20 protein-coding genes are annotated in these 25,174 nt (G+C 72.9%); 15 read left to right on the plus strand and 5 right to left on the minus strand.

Annotated elements, in window-relative coordinates; genetic code table 11:
- A complete protein-coding gene (locus ACFZB3_RS44975) occupies positions 1-201 on the plus strand; it encodes a ferredoxin (protein WP_217554884.1) in 201 nt (66 codons plus the stop codon).
- An 89-nt stretch (positions 202-290) separates the two neighbouring features.
- On the opposite strand, the gene ACFZB3_RS44980 is transcribed toward ACFZB3_RS44975, so the two are convergent.
- The 3 genes from ACFZB3_RS44980 to ACFZB3_RS44990 are packed head-to-tail and all read right to left on the minus strand — an operon-like array spanning position 291 to position 2,310.
- On the minus strand, positions 291-1,187 hold the full coding sequence (locus ACFZB3_RS44980) for an aminoglycoside phosphotransferase family protein (protein WP_391388560.1): 897 nt from the start codon (positions 1,185-1,187) through the stop codon (positions 291-293).
- Between the two features lie 23 nt (positions 1,188-1,210).
- Positions 1,211-1,741, minus strand: coding sequence for a DUF4439 domain-containing protein (locus tag ACFZB3_RS44985; protein WP_391388563.1), 531 nt, complete (start codon positions 1,739-1,741; stop codon positions 1,211-1,213).
- Entirely contained in the window at positions 1,738-2,310 is a 573-nt protein-coding gene (locus ACFZB3_RS44990) for a hypothetical protein (protein ID WP_391388566.1), read from the minus strand. Before ACFZB3_RS44990 ends, ACFZB3_RS44985 begins: the two co-directional genes overlap by 4 nt.
- Positions 2,311-2,567: 257 nt before the next feature.
- On the opposite strand from ACFZB3_RS44990, the gene rimP reads away from it, so the two are divergent.
- From rimP to ACFZB3_RS45035, 9 genes are all read left to right on the plus strand, one after another.
- Positions 2,568-3,077, plus strand: a complete 510-nt coding sequence (gene rimP / locus ACFZB3_RS44995; protein WP_391388569.1) for a ribosome maturation factor RimP — start codon at positions 2,568-2,570, stop codon at positions 3,075-3,077.
- Between the two features lie 2 nt (positions 3,078-3,079).
- Positions 3,080-4,066, plus strand: a complete 987-nt coding sequence (gene nusA / locus ACFZB3_RS45000; RefSeq protein ID WP_391388571.1) for a transcription termination factor NusA — start codon at positions 3,080-3,082, stop codon at positions 4,064-4,066.
- Between the two features lie 150 nt (positions 4,067-4,216).
- Positions 4,217-4,486, plus strand: coding sequence for a YlxR family protein (locus ACFZB3_RS45005; RefSeq protein ID WP_294004377.1), 270 nt, complete (start codon positions 4,217-4,219; stop codon positions 4,484-4,486).
- A 154-nt stretch (positions 4,487-4,640) separates the two neighbouring features.
- Positions 4,641-7,787 carry a translation initiation factor IF-2 gene (gene infB, locus ACFZB3_RS45010; protein ID WP_391388576.1) on the plus strand — a complete coding sequence of 1,049 codons (3,147 nt, stop codon included), beginning with the start codon at positions 4,641-4,643 and terminating at the stop codon, positions 7,785-7,787.
- A 411-nt stretch (positions 7,788-8,198) separates the two neighbouring features.
- Complete coding sequence (locus ACFZB3_RS45015; RefSeq protein ID WP_046732584.1) at positions 8,199-8,492, plus strand: DUF503 domain-containing protein; 294 nt, start codon at positions 8,199-8,201, stop codon at positions 8,490-8,492.
- Between the two features lie 46 nt (positions 8,493-8,538).
- Positions 8,539-8,997 carry a 30S ribosome-binding factor RbfA gene (gene rbfA / locus ACFZB3_RS45020; protein WP_391388580.1) on the plus strand — a complete coding sequence of 153 codons (459 nt, stop codon included), beginning with the start codon at positions 8,539-8,541 and terminating at the stop codon, positions 8,995-8,997.
- Entirely contained in the window at positions 8,994-9,899 is a 906-nt protein-coding gene (truB, locus tag ACFZB3_RS45025; protein ID WP_391388582.1) for a tRNA pseudouridine(55) synthase TruB, read from the plus strand. Before rbfA ends, truB begins: the two co-directional genes overlap by 4 nt.
- A gap of 292 nt (positions 9,900-10,191) precedes the next feature.
- Positions 10,192-13,968 (plus strand): trypsin-like peptidase domain-containing protein, encoded by a 3,777-nt coding sequence (locus ACFZB3_RS45030; RefSeq protein ID WP_391388585.1) that lies wholly within the window; start codon positions 10,192-10,194, stop codon positions 13,966-13,968.
- A gap of 118 nt (positions 13,969-14,086) precedes the next feature.
- Positions 14,087-15,037 carry a bifunctional riboflavin kinase/FAD synthetase gene (locus ACFZB3_RS45035; protein ID WP_391388588.1) on the plus strand — a complete coding sequence of 317 codons (951 nt, stop codon included), beginning with the start codon at positions 14,087-14,089 and terminating at the stop codon, positions 15,035-15,037.
- Between the two features lie 77 nt (positions 15,038-15,114).
- Here ACFZB3_RS45035 and ACFZB3_RS45040 read toward each other — a convergent pair whose 3' ends face one another.
- The gene (locus ACFZB3_RS45040) at positions 15,115-18,639 is read right to left on the minus strand and encodes an SCO5717 family growth-regulating ATPase (protein ID WP_391388591.1); all 3,525 of its coding nucleotides are present in this window, start codon (positions 18,637-18,639) and stop codon (positions 15,115-15,117) included.
- A gap of 427 nt (positions 18,640-19,066) precedes the next feature.
- The gene (locus ACFZB3_RS45045; RefSeq protein WP_181804473.1) at positions 19,067-19,360 is read right to left on the minus strand and encodes a DUF397 domain-containing protein; all 294 of its coding nucleotides are present in this window, start codon (positions 19,358-19,360) and stop codon (positions 19,067-19,069) included.
- Positions 19,361-19,629: 269 nt separating this feature from the next.
- Here ACFZB3_RS45045 and rpsO point away from each other — a divergent pair, with 269 nt between their 5' ends.
- The 5 genes from rpsO to ACFZB3_RS45070 all read left to right on the plus strand — a co-directional run bounded on the left by rpsO (position 19,630) and on the right by ACFZB3_RS45070 (position 25,095).
- The gene (rpsO, locus tag ACFZB3_RS45050; protein WP_004924725.1) at positions 19,630-19,917 is read left to right on the plus strand and encodes a 30S ribosomal protein S15; all 288 of its coding nucleotides are present in this window, start codon (positions 19,630-19,632) and stop codon (positions 19,915-19,917) included.
- A 327-nt stretch (positions 19,918-20,244) separates the two neighbouring features.
- Entirely contained in the window at positions 20,245-22,470 is a 2,226-nt protein-coding gene (locus tag ACFZB3_RS45055; protein ID WP_391388595.1) for a polyribonucleotide nucleotidyltransferase, read from the plus strand.
- Positions 22,467-23,846: an insulinase family protein gene (locus tag ACFZB3_RS45060; protein ID WP_391388598.1), complete on the plus strand. Its 1,380-nt coding sequence runs from the start codon at positions 22,467-22,469 to the stop codon at positions 23,844-23,846. Before ACFZB3_RS45055 ends, ACFZB3_RS45060 begins: the two co-directional genes overlap by 4 nt.
- 29 nt (positions 23,847-23,875) lie before the next feature.
- On the plus strand, positions 23,876-24,628 hold the full coding sequence (gene dapB, locus ACFZB3_RS45065; RefSeq protein ID WP_391388601.1) for a 4-hydroxy-tetrahydrodipicolinate reductase: 753 nt from the start codon (positions 23,876-23,878) through the stop codon (positions 24,626-24,628).
- A gap of 14 nt (positions 24,629-24,642) precedes the next feature.
- Positions 24,643-25,095 (plus strand): hypothetical protein, encoded by a 453-nt coding sequence (locus ACFZB3_RS45070; protein WP_388923912.1) that lies wholly within the window; start codon positions 24,643-24,645, stop codon positions 25,093-25,095.
- The last annotated feature ends 79 nt before the right edge of the window (positions 25,096-25,174 follow it).

Consider the following 25,174-nt stretch of genomic DNA (forward strand, 5'->3'; position numbering starts at 1 on the left):
ATGGACCAGCACATCACCATCGACTGGACGTCCTGCCAGGGCCACGGCCTGTGCGCCGAGCTGCTCCCCGAGCACATCACCCTCGACGAATGGGGCTACCCACTGGTCGACGGCCGCCCCATACCCCCGCGCACGAGGAAACGAGCCCGCAGAGCGGCGGCTGACTGTCCGGTCCTGGCCTTGAAACTGAGGGAGGACTGAGCGCCCCTTCAGGGGCGCGGGGCCGTATCGGATGTGCGGCTCCGCCGCGTGGGCGCGACCGGCCCCCACCGGGCCCGCGGCCGAAGTCGTCAAACCCACCCCGCGAATTCAAGCAACAGCTCCGCATCCCTCGGCCGCCCCACCCGAAGCGCCCGCACACCCGACTCCACCGCCCGGAACAGCGTCCACCCCCGCAACCGCTCCTGGTCGACCTCCAAGGACTCCGCGAGCCGCTTGATCCGCCGCCGGGTGATGGTCGCCCCCGAGGGCGAGGCGATCAGGTCCTCCACCCGGTCCCGCACCAGCCGCGCCAGATCGAACGCGCACTCCCCGACCACCGGATCCGGTCCCACCGCCAGCCACGGCATCCGCTCCCCGGCCAGCACCTTGCTCTGCCGGAACGTGCCGTGCAGCAGCCGCTGCTCGGGCGGCGCGGTCACCAGTTCCTCCCGGGCCGCGACCGCCGCCGCCACCAACGGCGCCGCCTCGGAGTCACCGGCCGCCCAGGCCATCGCCGCGGCCTGCCGCCCCGTCCGCCCGGCCACGGTCTCGAAGACGTGCTCCTTGGGCGGCGGCACCCAGAGCCGCCGGAGCGTCCCCGCCGCCTCCAGCAACGCCTTCGCCTCGGGCAGCGAGCGCACCGACACCTCCGGATGCAGCCGCTCCAGGAGCAGCACGCCCGCGGGTCCGTCGGCCTCCAGCACCTGCACCGAACCGAGCCCGCCCCAGTGCGCCAGCGCCGCCGCCTCGCTCTCCGGCCTGGCCCGCCGCGGCGCCAGCTTCAGCACGGCAGGCGTGCCGTCCGCCCGCCGCACCAGCAGCACCACACTGCTGCGGCCGCCGGGCACCTGCACCCGCTCCACGGTCAACTCGCGTAGCGCGACGGCGTGTTCCACCGCGCCCGGCAGCTTCTCCAGCCACTCGTCACCGTCCGGCGCCGTCTCACCGAGCGCCCTCACCAGGCGCCGCGGCGGTTCGAAAGCCATACGCGAGTCGTTCCTTTCCAGCTCTAGGGAGTCACCGAAGCCGATGCCGAAGCAGAAACCGGAGCGGAAACCGAGGGCGACGCCGACCCACCGGCCGCCGCCCCCGAACCCGCCCCGGCACCCGCCCGCTCGGCGAGCCCAGGGAAGGCTACGCTCTCCCCGCTCCAGCGCACCGCCCGCACCGCGGCCTCGCGCAGCGCCGCGGCCGCCGAGCCGCGCCCCTCGCCCGAGGCGGCCCGGACCAGGTCGGAGTAGACGTCGGCCACCCGCTGCTCCAACTCGGCCGCGAGCCGTACGGCCGTCGCGGTGTCCGTGACCGCGAACGGCAGCGCGTACGCGGCGCTCGCGGCGACCGGCGCACCACCCAGATCCCGGACCTCGCGGACCAGCGCGTCCCGGCCGGCCCGGTGCGCGTCGTACGCCGAGCGTGCCTCGGCCAGCCGCTGCGCCCCGATCCGGCCGCCGACGACGCCGTAGCCGTACACCGCCGCGTGCTCGGCCGCCAGCGCCGCCTGGAGCGCCTTGAGGACGCCCGCCTCCGCCTCGTCGCTCACCGGTCACCCTTCGTCAGCAGGTACGCGTGCCCGGCCCCGGCCGCCGCCACCCCGGCCAGCAGCCGGGCCAGTTCGCCCGGCACGTCCAGCAGTGCCTTGGCCCGCTGGTCGGCAAGGCTCCGCTCGGCGGCGGCCAGCGAGGCGAGCGCGGACTTCTCGTCGGCGGGCACGGTCGGCGAGGCCGCCGCGGACGAGGGAGAGCCCGTCGCCGTGCGGGAGGGAGAGCCCGTCGCCGTAGGGGAGGCGGTGCCCTCCTCGAACGCCGCCGCATGCGCGGCCACCTCCGCCCGCAACGGCCGCAACCGTTCCGCGAGCGCGGGATGAACGGCGAGGACGGCGTCGTACTGCCGCAACAGCCCCCGGCTGTCCCGTGCCGCACGCGCGCGTGCCCGCGCGGACGGTGACGTACTCCCGTTCCCACCGTTCCCGGCGGAGTCCGAACCGGAGGAGCAGCCCGTCAGCACGGCAGCCGAGGCCACCGAGACCATCAGGCTCCTTCTGCGCAACAGGGAGGGCAACGACACGGCAGACGTCCTCAAGGGGGCTCGTACGAACACACGGGCGGACATCCACCCGACCGTGATCACGGTACCCGTGTCCCCCTCGAACTCATGTCACCGGCTCGACGGCCGACCCAAGGGGCGCGGGGAACCGCGAGACCAGCCACGAACAGCCCGCACCCGCCCGCAAACCAGAGCCCCCACCCCCGTAGGCGCCCGGCCCCCCGCCGCACGCACCCGGACGCAACACCCCCCGCGACCCGATACCCTTTGACCAGACACGCGACCCATCCCACAACAGCACACGCGGCCGAGGAGTCACCCGGATGAGCACCACCCAGAGCGAGAGGCTGCGAGAGCTCCTGGAACCGCTCGTCACCTCCCAGGGACTGGATCTCGAAGAGATCGCCGTGGACTCCGTCGGACGCAAGCGTGTGCTGCGTGTCGTCGTCGACTCCGACACCGGGGCGGACCTGGACCAGATCGCCGATGTGAGCCGTGAGCTCTCGGCGAAGCTCGACGAGACGGACGCGATGGGCGAGGGGGAGTACACCCTGGAGGTGGGCACCCCCGGCGCGGAGCGCCAGCTCACCGAGCACCGCCACTACCTGCGCGCCGTGGACCGCCTGGTGCGGTTCCAGCTGGCCGAGGGCGGGGAACTGGTCGCCAGGATCCTGGACGTCGACGACGAGGGCCTCGACCTGGAGGTGCCCGGTGTCAAGGGCCGCAAGGCCACCGGCCGCAGGCTCGGGTTCGCCGACATCGACAAGGCGCGTGTGCAGGTCGAGTTCAACCGCAAGGACAAGAAGGACATGACGGAAGAAGAGGAGGCGTAGCCGTGGACATCGACATGAGCGCCCTGCGGGGCTTGGTTCGGGAGAAGGAGATCTCCTTCGACCTGCTGGTCGGGGCGATCGAGTCGGCCCTCCTCATCGCCTACCACCGCACCGAGGGAAGCCGCCGCCACGCGCGCGTGGTGCTCGACCGGAACACCGGGCACGTGACCGTGTGGGCGAAGGAGGACCCCGAGGACCTGGAGGAGGGGCAGGAGGCGCGCGAGTTCGACGACACCCCGTCGGACTTCGGGCGGATCGCCGCCACCACCGCCAAGCAGGTGATCCTGCAGCGGCTGCGCGACGCCGAGGACGACGCCACGCTCGGCGAGTACGCCGGCCGCGAGGGCGACATCGTCACCGGCGTGGTCCAGCAGGGCCGCGACCCGAAGAACGTGCTCGTCGACATCGGCAAGCTGGAGGCCATCCTGCCGGTGCAGGAGCAGGTCCCCGGCGAGACCTACCCGCACGGGCTGCGGCTGCGGTCGTACGTCGTACGGGTGGCGAAGGGCGTCCGCGGCCCCTCCGTCACGCTCTCCCGTACCCACCCGAACCTCGTGAAGAAGCTCTTCGCGCTGGAGGTGCCGGAGATCGCCGACGGGTCCGTCGAGATCGCCGCCATCGCCCGCGAGGCCGGTCACCGTACGAAGATCGCGGTCCGTTCCACCCGTTCGGGTCTGAACGCCAAGGGCGCCTGTATCGGCCCCATGGGCGGCCGGGTCCGCAACGTCATGGGCGAGCTGAACGGCGAGAAGATCGACATCGTCGACTGGTCGGACGACCCGGCCGAGATGGTGGCGAACGCGCTGTCCCCGGCCCGCGTCTCCAAGGTCGAGGTCGTGGACCTGGCGTCCCGGTCCGCCCGGGTGACCGTGCCGGACTACCAGCTGTCGCTGGCGATCGGCAAAGAGGGGCAGAACGCCCGGCTCGCCGCCCGCCTCACCGGCTGGCGGATCGACATCCGCCCGGACACCGAACAGGCGCCCGAGTAGATCACCCGACGGGGCTCCCGCCCGGGCCCCCGCCGGGGTTCACTCGGACGAGGGGAATAGTTCCAAGCCGCAGGTCGCTTGGATTACGACAACGGGCGTTCGATCTTTGCCCCGAAGGGGTGAGGTCGGTCCGGGGAGGTAGACTTAGTCGTGTCTGGCCGGACGCATGCCCGCGCATGCCCTGAGCGCACCTGTGTGGGGTGCAGGCAGCGAGCGGCCAAGACCGAACTGCTGCGGATCGTGGCGGTCGAGGACGAATGCGTCCCCGATCCTCGCGGTACGCTGCCCGGCCGGGGTGCATATGTGCACCCCGCCCAGGTCTGTCTGGACCAGGCGGTGCGCCGCCGGGCACTCCCGCGGGCGCTGCGCGCCCCGGGTCCGCTGGACGTAAAGGCGTTGCGCCGGTACGTCGAGCAGTAACACCGTAAGAAGCGTCGTTCGGAACGTCCGTGCGGCTCTGGTACCCCGCGAGTTGGAAGTAGGTCGAGATTGCGATGAGCACTCGATGAGCACGCGATGAGTACGCCCATGAAGTAGCGACGGTCCGGACGCACCCGGACCTAAAAGGAGCGAAGTGGCTAAGGTCCGGGTATACGAACTCGCCAAGGAGTTCGGGGTTGAGAGCAAGGTCGTCATGGCCAAGCTCCAGGAACTCGGTGAATTCGTCCGTTCGGCGTCCTCGACGATCGAGGCGCCCGTTGTACGCAAGCTGACCGACGCCTTCCAGGGCGGCGGCAAGCCCGCCCCCCGCAAGGCGGCCCCCAGGCCCGGCGCGCCCTCCCCGGCGCAGTCGGCCCGTCCGGGTGCCCCGAAGCCCGGCGCCCCGCGTCCGGCCGCCCCGCAGCCGCCGGCCGCGCCCGCGGCTCCGGTGGCGCCTGCGGCTTCGGCTCCGGTCACCCCCGCGCCGGTCTCGCCTGCGCCGGTCACCCCCGCGCCGGCCGCCTCCGGCCCGCGTCCGGGTCCCAAGCCCGCCCCGCGTCCGGCTCCCGCCGTGCCCGAGTTCACGGCTCCGCCGGCGCCTCCGGCCGCCGCGGCACCGAGCCCGGCCGCCGCGCAGGGTCCGCGTCCGCAGGCCGGCCCGCGTCCGGGCCAGGGCCAGGGCCAGGGCCAGGGCGCTCCGCGTCCCGGCGGTCGTCCCGCCCCCGGTCAGGGCCAGGCCCGTCCGGGCCAGGGCGGCCAGCGTCCCGGTGGCGAGCGCGCCCCCCGTCCGGGCGGTGCCCGTCCGGCCGGTCCGCGTCCCGGTAACAACCCCTTCACGTCCGGTGGCTCCACCGGCATGGCCCGTCCGCAGGCCCCGCGCCCGCAGGGCGGTCCGCGCCCGGGTGGCCCCGGTGCCCCCGGTGGCGGTCCCCGTCCGCAGGCGCCCGGCGCCCAGGGCGGCGGTCCGCGTCCGCAGGCTCCCGGCGGTTCCCGTCCGAGCCCGTCCGGCATGCCCCGTCCGCAGGGCGGTCCGCGTCCCGGCGGCGGCTCCGCGGGTCCGCGTCCGAACCCCGGCATGATGCCGCAGCGTCCCGCTGCCGGCCCGCGTCCCGGCCCCGGTGGCGGCGGTCGCGGTCCCGGCGGTGCGGGTCGTCCCGGCGGCGCCGGTCGTCCCGGTGGCGGCGGCGGCTTCGCCGGTCGTCCCGGTGGTGGCGGCGGTGGCGCCCGTCCGGGCGGTGGCGGCGGCTTCGCCGGCCGTCCCGGCGGTGCCCCCGGCGGCGGTGGCGGCGGCTTCGGCGGCGGTCCCGGTGGCGGTGGCGGCGGTGGTCGTCCCGGCTTCGGCGGTCGTCCCGGCGGTCCCGGTGGCCGTGGTGGCACGCAGGGCGCCTTCGGCCGTCCCGGCGGTCCGGCGCGTCGCGGTCGCAAGTCGAAGCGGCAGCGTCGCCAGGAGTACGAGGCCATGCAGGCCCCGAGCGTCGGCGGCGTGATGCTGCCGCGCGGCAACGGCGAGACCATCCGTCTCTCCCGCGGCGCGTCGCTCACCGACTTCGCGGAGAAGATCAACGCCAACCCGGCGTCGCTCGTCGCGGTCATGATGAACCTCGGCGAGATGGTCACGGCCACGCAGTCCGTCTCCGACGAGACGCTGCAGCTCCTCGCGGGCGAGATGAACTACGCGGTTCAGATCGTCAGCCCCGAGGAGGAGGACCGCGAGCTGCTGGAGTCCTTCGACATCGAGTTCGGCGAGGACGAGGGCGACGAGGACGACCTGGTGGTCCGTCCCCCGGTCGTCACCGTCATGGGTCACGTCGACCACGGTAAGACCCGACTGCTCGACGCCATCCGCAAGACGAACGTCATCGCGGGCGAGGCCGGCGGCATCACCCAGCACATCGGTGCCTACCAGGTCTCGACCCTGGTCAACGACGAGGACCGCGCGATCACCTTCATCGACACCCCGGGTCACGAGGCGTTCACCGCCATGCGTGCCCGTGGTGCCCGGTCGACGGACATCGCGATCCTGGTCGTCGCGGCCAACGACGGCGTCATGCCGCAGACGGTCGAGGCGCTCAACCACGCCAAGGCGGCCGACGTCCCGATCGTCGTCGCGGTCAACAAGATCGACGTCGAGGGTGCCGACCCGACCAAGGTGCGCGGTCAGCTGACCGAGTACGGCCTGGTGGCCGAGGAGTACGGCGGCGACACCATGTTCGTCGACATCTCCGCCAAGCAGGGTCTGCACATTGACTCGCTGCTGGAGGCCGTGGTCCTCACCGCGGACGCCTCGCTCGACCTGCGGGCCAACCCGCACCAGGACGCGCAGGGCATCTCCATCGAGTCCCGTCTCGACCGCGGCCGCGGTGCCGTGGCGACGGTCCTCGTCCAGCGAGGCACCCTGCGGGTCGGCGACACGATGGTCGTGGGCGACGCCTACGGTCGCGTCCGTGCCATGCTCGACGACAACGGCAACAACGTCGCCGAGGCCGGTCCCTCCACGCCGGTGCAGGTCCTGGGTCTCACCAACGTCCCGGGTGCCGGCGACAACTTCCTCGTGGTCGAGGAGGACCGTACGGCCCGCCAGATCGCGGAGAAGCGTGCGGCGCGCGAGCGCAACGCGGCCTTCGCGAAGCGCACGCGCCGCGTGTCCCTGGAGGACCTGGACAAGGTGCTCAAGGCCGGCGAGATCCAGCAGCTCAACCTCATCATCAAGGGTGACGCTTCTGGTTCCGTCGAGGCCCTGGAGTCCTCCCTGCTCCAGCTGGACGTCGGCGAAGAGGTCGACATCCGCGTCCTGCACCGCGGCGTCGGTGCGGTCACGGAGTCCGACATCGACCTGGCGATGGGCTCCGACGCCATCGTGATCGGCTTCAACGTCCGCGCGGCCGGCCGCGCGGCGCAGATGGCCGAGCGCGAGGGTGTGGATGTCCGGTACTACTCGGTCATCTACCAGGCGATCGAGGAGATCGAGGCGGCCCTGAAGGGCATGCTCAAGCCGGAGTACGAGGAGGTCGAGCTCGGTACGGCGGAGATCCGCGAGGTCTTCAAGTCGTCCAAGCTGGGCAACATCGCCGGTGTCCTCATCCGCTCGGGCGAGGTCAAGCGCAACACGAAGGCCCGCCTCGTCCGCGACGGCAAGGTCATCGCGGAGAACCTCAACATCGAGGGCCTGCGCCGCTTCAAGGACGACGTCACCGAGATCCGCGAAGGCTACGAGGGCGGTATCAACCTCGGAAACTTCAACGACATCAAGATCGACGACGTCATCGCGACGTACGAGATGCGCGAGAAGCCGCGGGTGTAACGCCCGGGGTCGGTGCCGGCCGACGGGACTTCGGTTCCGTCGGCCGGTACGTTTCCCGCCGGGCGGCAACCGCCACGGGGCTCCGCCCCGGACCCCGGGCCTCCGCCCACCCACCACCCGACTCGGTCGGCCAGGAAGACACCGTCCCGGGCCGTCGAACAGGCGCCGCCCGAGGGGGCACCTGTTCAGCTCACCGAGTCGGGTGGTGGGTGGGCGAGGCCGGGGTCCGGGGCGGAGCCCCGTGGCGGGGCCTCTCAAGCCGACCGAGTCGGGTGGGCGGGTGGGAGACCACGGGGTCCTGCGCCGAGCCCCGTGACGGCTGGGGAAAGTCGGTCGAGCCCCCGGCAGGGACGGGGTACCGTTCCTGACAGGGCCATCGATCCCGTACCGGCGGGTTAACCGGATACATACATGTACGTGGGGACCCTGTCCTTCGACCTCCTCCTCGGCGACATCCACTCGCTCAAGGAGAAGCGCTCCGTCGTCCGCCCGATCGTCGCCGAACTCCAGCGGAAGTACGCCGTGAGTGCCGCCGAGGTGGACCACCTGGACCTTCACCGCAGGGCCGGTATCGGCCTCGCCATGGTCTCCGGAGACGCCGCGCACCTGACCGACGTACTCGACCGGTGCGAACGGCTGGTCGCCGGCCGCCCCGAGGTGGAGCTGCTGTCCGTCCGACGGCGCTTCCACGGCGACGACGACTAGACCTGAGACCTGAGAACGACAAGAAGAAAGAACGGGAGACGGACCAGTGGCCGACAACGCGCGGGCGAAAAGGCTGGCGGACCTCATTCGAGAGGTGGTGGCCCAGAAGCTGCAGCGCGGGATCAAGGACCCGCGGCTCGGTTCGCACGTCACCATCACGGACACCCGGGTCACGGGTGACCTCAGGGAGGCAACCGTCTTCTACACGGTGTACGGCGACGAGGAGGAGCGGAAGGCCGCCGCCGCCGGTCTGGAGAGCGCCAAGGGCATCCTCCGGTCCGAGGTCGGCCGGGCCGCCGGCGTGAAGTTCACGCCGACCCTCGCCTTCGTGGCGGACGCCCTTCCGGACACCGCCCGCAACATCGAGGACCTCCTCGACCGGGCGCGCCAGTCCGACGCGAAGGTCCGCGAGGCCTCCGCGGGCGCCGACTACGCCGGAGAGGCCGACCCGTACCGCAAGCCGGGCGAGGACTCCGCCGACGAGACGGACGACGCCGCCGAATGACCAGCAAGCCCACCCCGCCCGACGGCCTTGTCATCGTCGACAAGCCGTCGGGCTTCACCTCGCACGACGTCGTCGCCAAGATGCGGGGCATCGCCCGCACCCGGCGCGTCGGGCACGCCGGCACCCTCGACCCCATGGCCACGGGCGTCCTCGTCCTGGGCATCGAGAGGGCGACCAAGCTCCTCGGGCATCTCGCCCTCACCGAGAAGGAGTACCTGGGGACCATCCGCCTCGGGCAGAACACCGTCACGGACGACGCCGAGGGCGAGATCACCTCGTCCACCGACGCCTCCGAGGTCACCCGCGAGGCCGTCGACGCCGGCGTCGCCAAGCTGACCGGCGCCATCATGCAGGTCCCGTCCAAGGTCAGCGCCATCAAGATCGACGGTGTCCGGTCGTACAAGCGCGCCCGGGACGGCGAGGACTTCGACATCCCGGCCCGCCCGGTGACCGTCTCGTCGTTCGCCGTGTACGACGTCCGGGACGCCGTCGCCGAGGACGGCACCCCCGTCCTCGACCTGGTCGTCTCCGTCGTCTGCTCCTCCGGCACCTACATCCGCGCCCTCGCCCGCGACCTCGGCGCCGACCTGGGCGTCGGCGGCCACCTCACCGCGCTGCGCCGCACCCGCGTCGGGCCGTACAAGCTGGACTCCGCGCGCACCCTCGACCAGCTCCAGCAGGAGCTGACCGTGATGCCGATCGCGGAGGCCGCCGGGGCCGCGTTCCGCCGCTGGGACGTCGACGAACGGCGGGCCCGCCTGCTCACCAACGGCGTGCGCCTGGAGATGCCCGACGAGTACGCGGGCGCCGGCCCCGTCGCCGTGTTCGACCCCGAGGGCCGCTTCCTGGCGCTCGTCGAGGAGCAGAAGGGCAAGGCGAAGAGCCTCGCCGTCTTCACCTGAGCCCGCTTCACCTGAGCCCGCTGAGCCCGCAGGGCTCATAGGGCTCGCAGGGCTCTGCCCGTGGAGCGGCGGCCACGGGGTCTGGCGCCGCCGCCGCTCCACGGTCCCCCCTCGGTTCCCCCACCCCTAGGGTGTATCCACCCGCCCCGGGCTATTCACCCGACCGAGCAGGCGCTCGGAGTGAACCGGGGGAGCAGAGGGGGGCGCGTTCACCGCCCGCTCTGTCCCGCTGATCATTTCGCCCCTACGGTCGAAGACGAGGGCACGGATGTACGGGCGGGGAGGTTCGATCATGGCGGGACGGGGCCCGCGGACCGGGAGCGGTCGCCGGACGGCGGACGGTGCGCGGGAGGCGGAGAAGGAAACGGGACCGGGGCTCGACGAGCGGCTGGTCCGGATCCGCGACCTCGCCGGCCGGCCGTGCGGCACCGGCTTCCTGGCCGATCACCACGGCACGCTCATCACCAGTCACGAGGCCGTCGACGGCCTCGCCCGGATCGTGCTGCACGCGGCCGGGGACCGCACCTGCGTGGTCGGCTCGGACGCGGTCGTCCCGCTGCCCGCCCACGACCTTGCCCTGGTCCGCACCGAGGGCCTCGCCGTGGACCCGCTCCCGATCACCGTACGGGAGCGCATCCCGGCCGGCGCCTACGTACGCATCGCCGCCGACCGCTGGCGCGAGGCCAGGGTGCTGGCCGCGACCCAGGTCACGTACACCGCCACGGACCGCTTCCACCTCCTCGAAGACGCCCTGGAGCTGGCGATCGGCACGGCGGGCCGGGACGCGCTGCGACTGGGCGGCGGGGCGGCCGGCGGCCCGGTCCTGGACGCGGAGACCGGCGCGGTCCTGGCGGTCCTCGGCACCGCCCTCCAGTCCGGCCAGCGGGACGTGGGCTTCGCCGTCCCCCTCCACCACCCCGACAGCGGCCCCCTGGCCGAGGTCCTGGCCACCAACGCGGCCACGGTCCCGGCCTACGGCATCGACCTCAACCTGGCGGGCGTACTGGAACTGACGGCGACCTCGGTGGGCCAGGACGGCCCCCCAGGAGCCCTCGCCGGCTACGTGGGCCGCCCGACCCCCCGCATGTCAGCGCCCCGCACCGGGGCGCCCCGCACAGGAGCGCCCCAAAGGGGCGCGGGGAACTGCGCGACCAGCCACGACGCACTCGCGGCCGCGCCACCACCGTTCACGGCACTCGCAGGCGAACACATCGCCCCCGTACAGCCGGTAGAACGAGCCGTGATCGGAGAAGAGCTGTCGGCCTTCGCCGAAGGCACGGCGACCGCAAACACGACGGGAACCGTCTTGGCCCTGGTCGGCGCCCCCGGAACGGGCCGCACCACAGAACTCGCCGCACTCGCCACCCGCCGCACCCGCGAAGCGGCCCCCGCCCCCACCCTCTGGCTCCGCGGCGCCGACCTCAGGGACGCCGACGACTCCGTCGCCGACGCGGCCCGCCGCTCCCTGGAACGCGCGGTCCGGATCGTCGCCGCCTCGCGCTCCCAACTCCCGGGCGACCTGGGCGAGTTGACCGTGGAGCGGCTGACCCGGCTCGCCGCCCGCGCCGGCCGTCCGCTGCTCCTCCTGCTGGACGGCCCCGAGGAGATGCCCCCGGTCCTCGCCCACCGGCTCCCCGTCTGGACCGAGGGCACCGCGGACTGGCTGCGCGACACCGGCGCCCGCCTGCTCCTGGCCTGCCGCGAGGAGTACTGGGAGCGCGCCGGCGCCGAGTTCCCGCCCGACCTGCTGCACCAGGGCACCGGTGACCCCGCCTGCGTCCGGCTGACCGACCTCACCCCCGACGAGGCCCGCCGCGCCCGCGCCCGCTACGGCATCCCCGACGGCGCCCTCATCACCCGCGACGCCCGCCACCCCCTCGCCCTGCGGCTGCTCTCCGAGGTCCGCGCCGCCCTCCCGGACGCCCCGGCCGACGGCGACCCGCTCGACCGGCACGACGTCTTCGCCGCCTACCTCGACCTGATGTGCCTGCGCATCGCGGTCCGGCTGGCCGCCGAGAACGGCCTGCGCGGCACGGCCGTACGGCGGCTCGCCGCCCGCGTCTCCGGGCAGGTGCACGAGGCCGCCCGGCGCAGCCTCGGTCCCGGGCAGGGCGAACTGGACCGGGAGTCGTTCGAAGCGGTGTTCCCCTGGGGACCCGTCCCGGCCCACCTCGGCGGCGGCTCCGGCTGGGCCTCCGCCGTCCTCACCGAGGGCCTGCTGGTGCCGGCCGGCGGCGGTTACCGCTTCGCCCACGAAGAGCTCGCCGACTGGATCCAGGGCATGCACCTGGACCTGGACGAGGCCCTGCACGCCCTCGTCCACCGCCCCCGCACCTCCCTGGGCGCCCACCCCCTGCCCGTCCCGCGCCACCGGGTCGGCCCGGTCGTGCAAGCGCTGCTGCTGCTCGACCGCGAGTACGGGCCCACCCAACTCACGCCGCGACTCGACGAATTGATGCGCGCCCTCGACCTGGACCCCGGCTCCTGGTGGGCCGCGCGCCTGCTCACCCAGACCCTGCTGCGACTGCCCGACGCGAGCCCGTACACCGGGGTGCTGCGGCTGCTCGCCGACCGCGTCGTAGGCCGGCAGCGCACCGCGCCCGCCGGGTTCGGACCCGACTTCGGATCCGGGCTCGGACCCGATTTCGGGCCGGAATTCTGGACCGCGCTCGCCCTCCCGGCCGCCGACCGCTTCGATCTGCTGCGCAGACTCGTCCTCGCCGACGAGCCGGTGCCGGAGGCGGAGCGGGACACCGCGGGCCTCGGCCGCTTCGGAGCCCGGCCGACCCGGCTGGCCCGGCCGACCCGGCCGAGCCGGCCGCCGGTCCGGCCGACGACGGAGGAGCCCGAGGGCGCGGCCCCCCGCTACCTGGACGCCGTGGCCCGGCTGCTGGCCGCCGACCCCACCTCCGTACAGCCGTGTCTCACCCGGTGGTTCGACGACGAGCGGCCGTTGCCCGCGATGCCGCACGCCACCGTGGCGACGGCCGCCCAGGCGCTGCTGCACACCCACCGGCACCGGGCCCTGGACGAGCTGACCGAGGTGCTGGTGGACGCGGCCCACCGGCGCGGCGACGAACTGCTCGCCGTACTCGCCGAGGACGAGCCGTCGGCGGTGTGCCGGGCCGTGGACCGCTGGGCACACGACGAGCGCCCGGCCCGCCGGGTGGCCGCCATGGCCCACGGGCTGCGCACCGCCCCGCACGTGCACAGCGAACCCGACCGCGAACTGCTCCGCTACGCCGCGCTCGCCCTGCTCGCCCGCCCCGCCGACTGCACCCTGCACGGCGGCGCCCTCGCCCTGCTGGTCCGCGACCCGGCGACCCGCGCCCGCCATCTCCCGCAGGCGCTGACGCACTTCGCCACCGGCGACCACCAGCTCACCCCCGCCGCCCTGATGCCCGCCCTGGTCAGCCACCCCGAGGAGGTCCTGGAGGCCTTCCGCGTCCGGCTGCGCGGACCGGACGCCGCACAGGTGCTGCGCACCCTCGCCCACGTCACCACGCCCACGCTCGCCCAGCGGGTCACCGAACTGGTCCTGGAGGCCGCCGAGCTGCGGCCGGAGCTCGCCGGGCAGGTGGCCGGGTTCGTGGAGCGCCGCCTCGACCAGGGCGCCGAGGCCCGTGCCGTTCTCCTGCCCCTGGTCACCGAGCTGCTCGACGACGGCCCCGAGCCGGTCCGGGCGGCCCTCGCGACCGTACTCGGCGCGGCCGGCACCCCCGCCTCGCGACCGCTGCGCCGGGAACTCCTGGAGTTCCTGCTGGACCGCGAACGCGACCCCGGCGTCCTCGACGCGCTGCTGCACGCGGCCGCCGCACAGCGCGGGGCCGACGCCGACGGCGACGGGATGCGCGAGCTGGTCAGGCGCACCGGGCTGCTGCTGGTCCGCACTCCGGACGGTGCCACCCGGTTCGACCGCGGACTGGTCGACCTCGGCCGGCACGTCCCCGGATTCGCCGCCCTGATGGCCCGCTGGCTCACCGACACCCCGCAGGAGTGGGCCGCGGTGGTCGGGCCCAGCACCCGCCGCATGCTGGGAAACCTGGCGGGCGTCCGGGTCCCGGCGTGAGCGCGGACACGTGCGCCCGGTCACAGCGACCGTGCCGGTGTGAGACGGGTCCGGCAAACATGGCACCCTTAGACCTGCGTAAGACGGACAACGGACACAGGTTCGAGGAGCGGACACAGTGCAGCGCTGGCGTGGCTTGGAGGACATCCCCGAGGGCTGGGGGCGCAGCGTCGTCACCATCGGGTCCTACGACGGGGTGCACCGCGGTCACCAGCTGATCATCAGGCATGCCGTGGACCGCGCCCGAGAGCTGGGCATCCCGGCCGTCGTCGTCACCTTCGACCCGCACCCCAGCGAGGTCGTCCGCCCCGGCAGCCACCCCCCGCTGCTCGCCCCGCACCACACCCGCGCCGAGCTGATGGCGGACCTGGGCGTGGACGCGGTGCTGATCCTCCCCTTCACCACCGAGTTCTCGAAGCTGTCGGCCGCCGACTTCGTGGTGAAGGTCCTGGTCGACAAGTTGCACGCCAGGGCCGTCGTCGAGGGCCCCAACTTCCGCTTCGGCCACAAGGCCGCGGGCAACGTCGAGTTCCTCATCGAGCAGGGCAGGGTGTACGACTTCGAGGTCGAGGTCGTCGACCTGTTCGTGCGCGGAGAGGCGGGCGGCGGGGAGCCGTTCTCCTCGACCCTGACCCGGCGCCTGGTCGCCGAGGGCGACATGGCGGGCGCCCGGGAGATCCTGGGCCGCCCGCACCGGGTGGAGGGCGTGGTCGTGCGCGGCGCCCAGCGCGGCCGCGAGCTGGGCTTCCCCACCGCCAACGTGGAGACGCTCCCGCACACCGCCATCCCCGCCGACGGCGTCTACGCCGGCTTCCTGCACGCCCAGGGCGAGGTGATGCCGGCCGCGATCTCCGTCGGCACCAACCCGCAGTTCGACGGCACCGAGCGCACGGTGGAGGCGTACGCCATCGACCGCGTGGGTCTCGACCTGTACGGCCTGCACGTCGCCGTCGACTTCCTGGCCTACGTCCGCGGCCAGGCCAAGTTCGACTCGCTCGACGCCCTGCTGGAGCAGATGGCCGAGGACGTCAAGCGCTGCCGGGAGCTGGTGGCGGCCGAGCAGGCCTGACCGGGCAGCAGAAGGCTCAGCAGTACGCCGAAGGGCGGCCGGTGCGGCAAGGCACCGGCCGCCCTTCGGCGTTCCTGCTACTGCTGCGGCGGCTGGTCCTGCGGGGCCTGCGGCGGCTGCGGGGGCTGCTGCGGGTAGCCGTATCCCGGCTGCTGCGGGGGCTGCTGCGGGTAGGGCTGGGCGCCGGGCTGCGGCTGGCCGTACAGCTCCTGCTGCGGATAGGGCTGCTGCTGCGGGTACTGCGGCGGCTGCTGAGGATACGGCTGTCCCGGCGGCGCGTACGGCTGCGGCTGCGGCTGACCAGGTGCGTACGGCTGCTGCTGGCCCGGTGCGTAGTACTGCTGACCGGGCAGGGGCTGGCCGGGCATCGGCGGGGCGGCCACCGGCGGCGGGTTGCCGTCGTTGGTCCACAGGCCGTGCATCTGCTGGTGCCGGACGAAGTCCTCGGCGACCATCGCCGCGAGGTTGAAGTACGCCTCCCGCACCTTCGGCCGCATCATGTCGAGGTCGACCTCGGCACCGGCGGACAGGTGCTCGTCGAAGGGGACGACCACGACGCCCCGGCAGCGCGTCTCGAAGTGCTGCACGATGTCCTCGACCTTGATCATCTTTCCGGTCTCACGGACCCCCGAGATCACGGTGATGGACCGCGACACGAGGTCGGCGTAGCCGTGCGCGGACAGCCAGTCCAGCGTCGTGCTCGCGCTGCTCGCCCCGTCCACCGACGGCGTCGAGATGATGATCAGCTGGTCGGCGAGGTCGAGCACCCCGCGCATGGCGCTGTACAGCAGACCGGTGCCGGAGTCGGTGAGGATGACCGGGTACTGCTTGCCCAGCACGTCGATCGCGCGCCGGTAGTCCTCGTCGTTGAACGTGGTCGAGACGGCCGGGTCGACGTCGTTGGCGATGATCTCCAGGCCGGACGGGGCCTGCGAGGTGAACCGCCTGATGTCCATGTAGGAGTTGAGGTACGGGATCGCCTGGACCAGGTCGCGGATGGTGGCGCCGGTCTCGCGGCGCACGCGGCGGCCGAGCGTGCCGGCGTCCGGGTTGGCGTCGATGGCGAGGATCTTGTCCTGGCGCTCGGTGGCGAGCGTGGAGCCGAGCGCGGTGGTCGTGGTGGTCTTGCCGACACCGCCCTTGAGGCTGATCACCGCTATCCGGTAGCAGGAGAGCACGGGCGTGCGGATCAGCTCCAGCTTCCGCTGCCGCTCGGCCTCCTCCTTCTTCCCGCCGAGCTTGAACCGGGAGGACGCGGCGGCGGGCCGGCCGCTCTTCGCCTTCTGCTTCTTGTTGTTGAGCAGCCGGTCGGAGGACAGCTCCACGGCGGCGGTGTAACCCAGTGGCGCGGCACCGGGGTTGGTCATCTGCCGCTGGTCGTGCTGGATGGGCTGCGGCCAGGCGGCACCGGCCCGGGGGTCGACGGGCGGCTGGGGCTGCGCGGCCTGCGGCTCGGCCGCCTGCGGGCTCTGCGGCTGCTGCGGCGGTGCCGGCTGCGGTGCCTGTGCGGCGCGCGGGTCCTGCGGGGCGGCCGGCTGCGGCTGGGGCTGCTGCGGCTGGCCCGGCTGGGGGAACCCGTAACCGCCGGGCTGGAGCGGGGCCTGCTGCTGCCCGGGCTGCGGGAAACCGTAGCCGCCCGGTGCCTGCGGAGGCAGGACGGGGGCGCCCGGCTGCGGGAAGCCGTAGCCGCCCTGCGCGTCGGGCTGCGGGGCGTACGGCTGCGGCTGTCCGGGCTGCGGGGGCGCGGGCTGGTTCCAGGCGGCGGGCGCGGGCTGCGGCGCCTGCGGAGCTTGCGGTGCCTGCGGGGGCTGGAACGGCTGCGGACCCGGTGCGGTGGCGGGCTGGGGCTGCGGCTGACCGGGCGCGGACTCCGGTGCCGCCGGCTGGACCGGCCACTGGGCGGCGGGCGCGGGGGCCGCGGGCTGGTACGACGGCGGCAGCGGCGGAACCACCGTAGGAGGCGTCGGCGGGGGAGCCCAGGCGGTGGGCACGATGTCCTCGGGAGCCGGGGGCGCGTCCTGCGGCGGGGCCGGAGGCGCGGGGACGGCGGCGGGGGGCTCGACGGGGCCGACGTCTACGGCGTCGCCGGCCTCGGCGCGGGTCCCGGCGCCGTTGTCGTTGCCGTCGTCATGGGCGTCCACATCGGCATCGGCCGCGTCCTGGAACTCGCCCTCGTCCGTGTCGTCCGCCGGGACGGCCTCCTGCACGTGCTCGTCCGTCCGGGCCGTCTGGGCCGTACCGTCGGCATCAGCATCAGCATCAGCATCAGCATCAGCATCAGCATCAGCATCGGCATCGGCGTGCGCATCGGCATCCGCATCCGCATCGGCGGCGACGGCCTCGGACTCGTCGCTCGGATCACCGTCCTCGGCTGCCTCCCCGTCGGTGTCGCCGTCGGTGTCCTCGGCGTCCGCGTCGGAGCCCGCCGGGAGCACGGCGGCCGCGGCCTCCGATCCGGCCTCCTCATCTCCCTCCGCATCTCCCTCCGCGGCGGCAGCGGGCTCGGCTTCCGCGGCCGTCTCGCGCTTCAACGCGACGGGGGAGAACCGGATCGTCGAACCGCTCTCCAGGTCACCGTCGTCCTCCCCGGACTCCGGCGCCGAGTCCTCGGCGGTGGCCGACTGCGGCTCGAAACCGACCGGCAGCTGCGGTACGGCGGCCGGACCGGCGACGGGCGGCACGGCAGGAGCAGGAGCCGGAGCCGGAGCCTGGGCCGGGGTGAAGGGGGCGATGGGCGGGGCGGCCGGCGCCCCGGCGTCCGCGCTCGGCGCCGGCGGTGTGAACGGCGCACCCGGAGTGGCGGCGGGCGGAGGGGTGAACGGAGCCCCTGGCGTTGACGCGGGGGCGGGGGTGAACGGCGCCCCGGGAGTCGACGCGGGCGGCGCGGTGAACGGCGCACCCGGCCCCGAAGCGGGCGGCGGTGTGGCCGGCGCACCCGGCGTCGGCGCACCCGGCACCGGAGCCGCCGGAGGCGTGAAGGGCGCCCCGGGCGTCGCGGCGGGCGGCGGAGTGAACGGCGTGCCCGGAGTTGACGCGGGCGGGGGAGTGAATGGAGCCCCTGGCGTTGACGCGGGGGCGGGGGTGAACGGCGCACCTGGAGCCGACACGGGTGCCGGGGTGAACGGCGCACCCGGCCCCGAAGCGGGCGGCGGTGTGAACGGCGCCCCCGGAGCGGACGTCGGCGCAGCAGACGGCGGCGGCGGAGTGAAGGGCACCCCCGGACCCGGCCTCCCGCCCCCCTGCTGGGCGTGCGGGGGAGGGGTCAGCCCGGGGATCGGCGCCCCCGGCGGGAACGGCGACCGAGGCTGAGCGGCACGCCCGGAACCGGCAGCCGCAGCCGCCCCACCCGGACCCGCACCCGCTCCACCCGGACCCGCACCGGCGCCCGGACGGCTCTGCGCGTCGGACGGACCCGCGGGTCCCGGGCCGCCCGGTCCGCCGGTCGCCGGACCGGAACCGTCGGCCGCGTTCTGCGTGTACCAGGCGGGCGGTGCGTAGTCGATCGTGAACTCGCCCGTCATCTCGTTGAGGGACTCCGCGTCGGGCTGGTCATCGCCGGGTGTGGCCCAGCCCCCGCGGATCCCGTCCCGATCGCTGCTCACAGTTCCTCCTGGTGTGGTCGAGCACCCTCATGCCGTGCCGGCGCGACGACCATGTCGTGTCGTTCTCAGCATCCGTATTCGTGTGAGGTAGTCCGATCCACCGGCTCTCCCCCTCGGGACCCCGACGCCGTATTCACGGTCCGGACGTCGTGCCCCCCTCCCAGCCTAATCACCGCGAGCCGCACCTCGGCAGGCCCGTCCGCCTCTCGCCGGAGGTCCGCCTGGTCACACCCTGCCCGGAAGTGGTGTGCAGAGCCTTCGAATTGCCGAACAACCGATGAACAAAACGGGCAAGAACCGCCAGTTCGGGTGCCAGTTGGCGTCCGTCCCGCTGCCCGCCCTCGTCGGGGGTGGACGAACTGACCGGCGTGCGCGGGAAGACGAAGGGGCGGCACGCGTGCGTGCCGCCCCTCAACTCCGTGTCTGCCTACTGGGCGGCAAGCCCGCCGTTGCGCTCGTTCGGCTCCAGGTCGAACTCCCCGTCCCGGGCGCCCAGCACGAACGCCCGCCACTCCGCCTCCGTGTACCGCAGCACGGTGCCGTGGTCGAGGGAGGACCGCATGGCCACCGCACCCTCGGGCAGGTAGGCGATCTCGACCCGCTCCTCGTCCTGCTCGGTACCGGGCGCGCAGTGCCACTCGACGCCCGAGATGTCGAGCGCGTAGAGCTCGTCCCGTTCCCGCTCCTTGCGCGCCTTCATCTCCTCAGCCGTCTCGCTCATCCCGCAGCGACCCCTTCCCGTCATGCCTAGGCTGTGACCGTCACACTACTGGCGGTGGCACCGGCCCCGTACTTACTTCCGCGTCCCCGGGACGGAGCCCCCCACCGGCACTGGTACCCTTGACGACGGCCGTTTGTGTACGCACCCCCGGAGTCCCCCGCGGACCCTGGAGGCAGCGCCCAGCGGATCCCCGCCTCCCGAGTAACGGAAGCTCCCCCGAGACAAAGACCGGGGGCACTCGGCGGCCATTCAGACTACGAGGAGTACGAGTGTCGCTCGACGCCGCAGTGAAGAAGCAGATCATCTCCGAGTTCGGTACCAAGGAGGGCGACACCGGCTCCCCCGAGGTCCAGGTCGCTCTGCTGTCCCGTCGGATCTCCGACCTGACGGAGCACCTCAAGACCCACAAGCACGACCACCACTCCCGTCGTGGTCTGCTGATCCTGGTCGGTCAGCGCCGTCGCCTCCTGCAGTACCTGGCGAAGAAGGACATCCAGCGCTTCCGTGCGCTGGTCGACCGCCTGGGCATCCGCCGCGGTGCGGCGGGCGCCAAGTAGGACGCCGTGAAGGGAGCGGTTCCCGGAGAGACACCCCGGGGCCGCTCCCTTTGCCGTACGTGCGGAAACGTGCGGAGTGTCACTCACGCTTTGTAGTGTGGTAGCACAACGCAATACGCACGACACAGCAGGACAACGAAGAAGGAGAGGCGCACCCAAGCCGCCGCCGGTCCTCGGTAGTGGCCCCCGGGGGGAAGCGAGCCCCGGGTGCTTCGATCGAAGACCGGCCCGCACAGCACGGTGCGCATCTCCGCAACCGTCCCCCCGCCACACGGGCGGATCGGGACAAAAGACGTAACGCAGACGAAAGTAACGGAGAAAACGCTAGTGGAGAACGAGACCCACTACGCCGAGGCCGTCATCGACAACGGCGCCTTCGGCACCCGCACCATCCGCTTCGAGACGGGCCGCCTGGCCAAGCAGGCCGCCGGCTCCGCCGTGGCGTACCTGGACGACGACACCATGGTGCTGTCGGCCACCACCGCCTCCAAGAACCCCAAGGACCAGCTCGACTTCTTCCCCCTCACGGTGGACGTCGAGGAGCGGATGTACGCCGCCGGCAAGATCCCGGGTTCCTTCTTCCGCCGTGAGGGCCGGCCGAGCGAGGACGCGATCCTCACCTGCCGTCTGATCGACCGCCCGCTGCGCCCGTCCTTCAAGAAGGGCCTGCGCAACGAGATCCAGGTCGTCGCCACCATCATGGCGCTCAACCCCGACCACCTGTACGACGTCGTCGCGATCAACGCCGCGTCCGCGTCCACCCAGCTGGCCGGCCTGCCCTTCTCCGGCCCGATCGGCGGCGTCCGCGTCGCGCTGATCAACGGCCAGTGGGTCGCCTTCCCGACCCACACCGAGCTGGAGGACGCCGTCTTCGACATGGTCGTCGCCGGCCGTGTCCTGGAGGACGGCGACGTCGCGATCATGATGGTCGAGGCCGAGGCCACCGACAAGACCATCCAGCTGGTCAAGGGCGGCGCCGAGGCGCCGACCGAGGATGTCGTCGCCGCCGGTCTGGACGCCGCGAAGCCCTTCATCAAGGTGCTCTGCAAGGCCCAGGCCGACCTCGCCGCGAAGGCCGCCAAGCCGACCGGCGAGTTCCCGATCTTCCTCGACTACCAGGACGACGTCCTGGAGGCGCTGTCCGCCGCCGTCCGCCCGGAGCTGGCCTCCGCGCTGACCATCGCGGGCAAGCAGGAGCGCGAGGCCGAGCTGGACCGCGTCAAGGGTCTGGCCGCCGAGAAGCTGCTCCCGGAGTTCGAGGGCCGCGAGAAGGAGATCTCCGCCGCGTACCGCTCGCTCACCAAGCAGCTGGTCCGCGAGCGCGTGATCAAGGAGAAGAAGCGCATCGACGGCCGTGGCGTCACGGACATCCGTACGCTCGCCGCCGAGGTCGAGGCCATCCCGCGCGTGCACGGTTCGGCGCTGTTCGAGCGTGGCGAGACCCAGATCCTGGGCGTCACCACCCTGAACATGCTCCGGATGGAGCAGCAGCTGGACACCCTCTCCCCGGTGACCCGCAAGCGCTACATGCACAACTACAACTTCCCGCCGTACTCCACCGGCGAGACCGGCCGCGTCGGCTCCCCGAAGCGCCGCGAGATCGGCCACGGCGCCCTCGCCGAGCGCGCCCTGGTCCCGGTCCTGCCGACCCGCGAGGAGTTCCCCTACGCGATCCGCCAGGTGTCCGAGGCCCTCGGCTCCAACGGCTCGACGTCGATGGGTTCGGTCTGCGCCTCCACCATGTCGCTGCTGAACGCCGGTGTGCCGCTGAAGGCCCCCGTCGCCGGTATCGCCATGGGCCTGATCTCCCAGGAGATCGACGGCGAGACGCACTACGTCACCCTCACCGACATCCTCGGTGCGGAGGACGCCTTCGGTGACATGGACTTCAAGGTCGCCGGTACCAAGGAGTTCGTCACCGCCCTCCAGCTCGACACCAAGCTGGACGGCATCCCGGCCTCCGTCCTGGCCGCCGCCCTCAAGCAGGCCCGCGACGCCCGCCTCCACATCCTCGACGTGATGATGGAAGCGATCGACAAGCCGGACGAGATGTCCCCGAACGCCCCGCGGATCATCACCGTCAAGATCCCCGTGGACAAGATCGGTGAGGTCATCGGCCCCAAGGGCAAGATGATCAACCAGATCCAGGAGGACACCGGCGCCGAGATCACCATCGAGGACGACGGCACCATCTACATCGGTGCCGCCGACGGCCCGTCCGCCGAGGCCGCCCGCGCCACCATCAACGGCATCGCCAACCCGACGATGCCCGAGGTCGGCGAGCGCTACCTCGGTACGGTCGTGAAGACGACCACCTTCGGCGCGTTCGTCTCCCTGCTCCCCGGCAAGGACGGTCTGCTGCACATCTCGCAGATCCGCAAGCTGGCCGGCGGCAAGCGCGTGGAGAACGTCGAGGACGTCCTCGGCGTGGGCCAGAAGGTCCAGGTCGAGATCGCCGAGATCGACTCCCGCGGCAAGCTCTCCCTCATCCCCGTGATCGAGGGCGAGGAAGACGCCTCCTCCGAGGACGCAAAGGACGACACCGACAAGTGACGTCGAGCAGCTCTACGACGACGGCCCGCACCTCCTCGGAGGCGCGGGCCGTCGCCCGTACCCAAACCCTGATCAAGGGCGAGAACGGCATCGGTACGGTCCGCAAGACCACCCTCCCCGGCGGCCTGCGCATCGTCACCGAGACCCTGCCGTCGGTCCGCTCCGCGACCTTCGGCATCTGGGCCCACGTCGGCTCCCGCGACGAGACCCCCGCCCTGAACGGCGCCACCCACTACCTGGAGCACCTGCTCTTCAAGGGCACGACCCGGCGCAGCGCCCTGGACATCTCCTCCGCCATCGACGCGGTCGGCGGCGAGATGAACGCGTTCACGGCGAAGGAGTACACGTGCTACTACGCACGCGTGCTCGACACCGACCTGCCGCTCGCCATCGACGTCGTCTGCGACATGCTCACGGGCTCCCTGATCCTTGAGGACGACGTCAACGTCGAGCGCGGCGCGATCCTCGAAGAGATCGCGATGACCGAGGACGACCCGGGCGACTGCGTGCACGACCTGTTCGCGCACACCATGTTCGGCGACAACGCCCTCGGCCGTCCGGTCCTCGGCACGGTCGACACGGTCAACGCCCTGACCGCCGACCGCATCCGCCGCTTCTACAAGAAGCACTACGACCCCACCCACCTGGTGGTCGCGGCCGCCGGCAACATCGACCACAACAAGGTCGTACGACAGGTCCGCGCGGCCTTCGAGAAGGCCGGCGCCTTCAGGAACGCCGAGGCCGCCCCCATCGCCCCGCGCGACGGCAGCCGCACCATCCGCACCTCGGGCCGCGTCGAGCTCCTCGGCCGCAAGACCGAACAGGCGCACGTCGTCCTCGGCATGCCCGGCCTCGCCCGCACCGACGACCGCCGCTGGGCGCTCGGCGTGCTCAACACCGCCCTCGGCGGCGGCATGTCCTCCCGGCTCTTCCAGGAGGTCCGCGAGAAGCGCGGCCTGGCCTACAGCGTGTACTCGTACACCTCGGGCTTCGCCGACTGCGGCCTGTTCGGCGTCTACGCCGGCTGCCGGCCCTCGCAGGTGCACGACGTGCTCAAGATCTGCCGGGACGAACTCGACCAGGTCGCCGAGAACGGCCTGCCGGACGACGAGATTGGCCGTGCCATCGGCCAGCTCCAGGGCTCCACGGTCCTCGGCCTGGAGGACACCGGTGCGCTGATGAACCGTATCGGCAAGAGCGAACTGTGCTGGGGCGAGCAGATGTCCGTCGACGACATGCTGGCCCGGATAGCCGCCGTGACCCCGGACGAGGTCCGCTCGGTCGCCCGCGACATCCTGGGACAGCGCCCGTCGCTGTCGGTCATCGGCCCGCTCAAGGACAAGCAGGCCGCACGCCTGCACGACGCCGTCGCCTGACACACCACCGGTAAGGAACGAAGACGAAGATGAGCAAGCTGCGCGTGGCGGTCCTCGGCGCCAGGGGCCGGATCGGCTCGGAGGCGGTCAGGGCGGTCGAGGCCGCCGAGGACCTGGAGCTGGTCGCCGCCCTCGGCCGGGGCGACAAGCTGGAGGCACTGGAGGCGTCCGGCGCCCAGGTCGCCGTCGAACTCACCACCCCCGCCTCGGTGATGGGCAACCTCGACTTCTGCGTGCGCCACGGCATCCACGCCGTCGTCGGCACCACGGGCTGGACCGACGAACGCCTCGCGCAGCTGAAGGGCTGGCTCGCCCAGTCCCCGGAGACCGGCGTGCTCATCGCCCCGAACTTCTCCATCGGCGCCGTGCTCACGATGAAGTTCGCGCAGATCGCCGCGCCCTACTTCGAGTCGGTGGAGGTCGTCGAACTCCACCACCCGAACAAGGTGGACGCGCCGAGCGGCACGGCCACGCGCACGGCCCAGCTCATCGCCGAGGCCCGTCGCGCGGCCGGCACCGCCCCGGCCCCGGACGCCACGGTGACCGCCCTGGACGGCGCACGCGGCGCCAGCGTCGACGGCATCCCCGTCCACGCCGTCCGCCTCCGCGGCCTCCTGGCCCACCAGGAGGTCCTCCTCGGCGGCGAGGGCGAGACCCTCACCATCCGGCACGACTCCCTCCACCACAGCAGCTTCATGCCGGGCATCCTGCTCGGCGCCCGCCGCGTGGTGACCACTCCGGGCCTGACCTTCGGCCTGGAGAACTTCCTGGACCTGAGCTGAACCGGCCCGACGACATGCGCGCGAAGCTCTCCTACGCCCTCACGGCCGCCGTCCTCCTCTTCTACTTCGTCCTGGTCGGCAGCCGGGGCGTGATGCTCATCCAGACCGGCACGGTCCTCACCGTCACCTTCGGGGTGGCGGTACTGATCCTGCCGGTCATCGGCCTGTGGTTCCTGTGGAAGAACACCCAGTTCGTCCGCCGGGCCAACGCCCTCGCCGCGGAACTCGACGCCGAGGGCGGCCTGCCCGTGGACGAGCTGAAGCGCACGCCCGGCGGCCGCATCGACCGGGACTCCGCCGACGAGGTCTTCGCCAAGCGCAAGGCCGAGACCGAGGCCGCCCCCGACGACTGGCGCAGCTGGTTCCGCCTCGCCGTCGCCTACCACGACGCCCGCGACACCCCGCGCGCCCGCAAGGCGATGCAGCGCGCCATCGCCCTGCACGACGGCAGGCCGGTGGAGGCCTGAGCACCGCGCGCCCCGGCAGCGCCCCGTAAGGGGCGCGAGGAACTGCGCGACCAGCCACGACGGTGCCGCACTCGGCACA

The sequence above is a fragment of the Streptomyces sp. NPDC008092 genome (genome assembly GCF_042957285.1).
Taxonomy (GTDB): domain Bacteria; phylum Actinomycetota; class Actinomycetes; order Streptomycetales; family Streptomycetaceae; genus Streptomyces.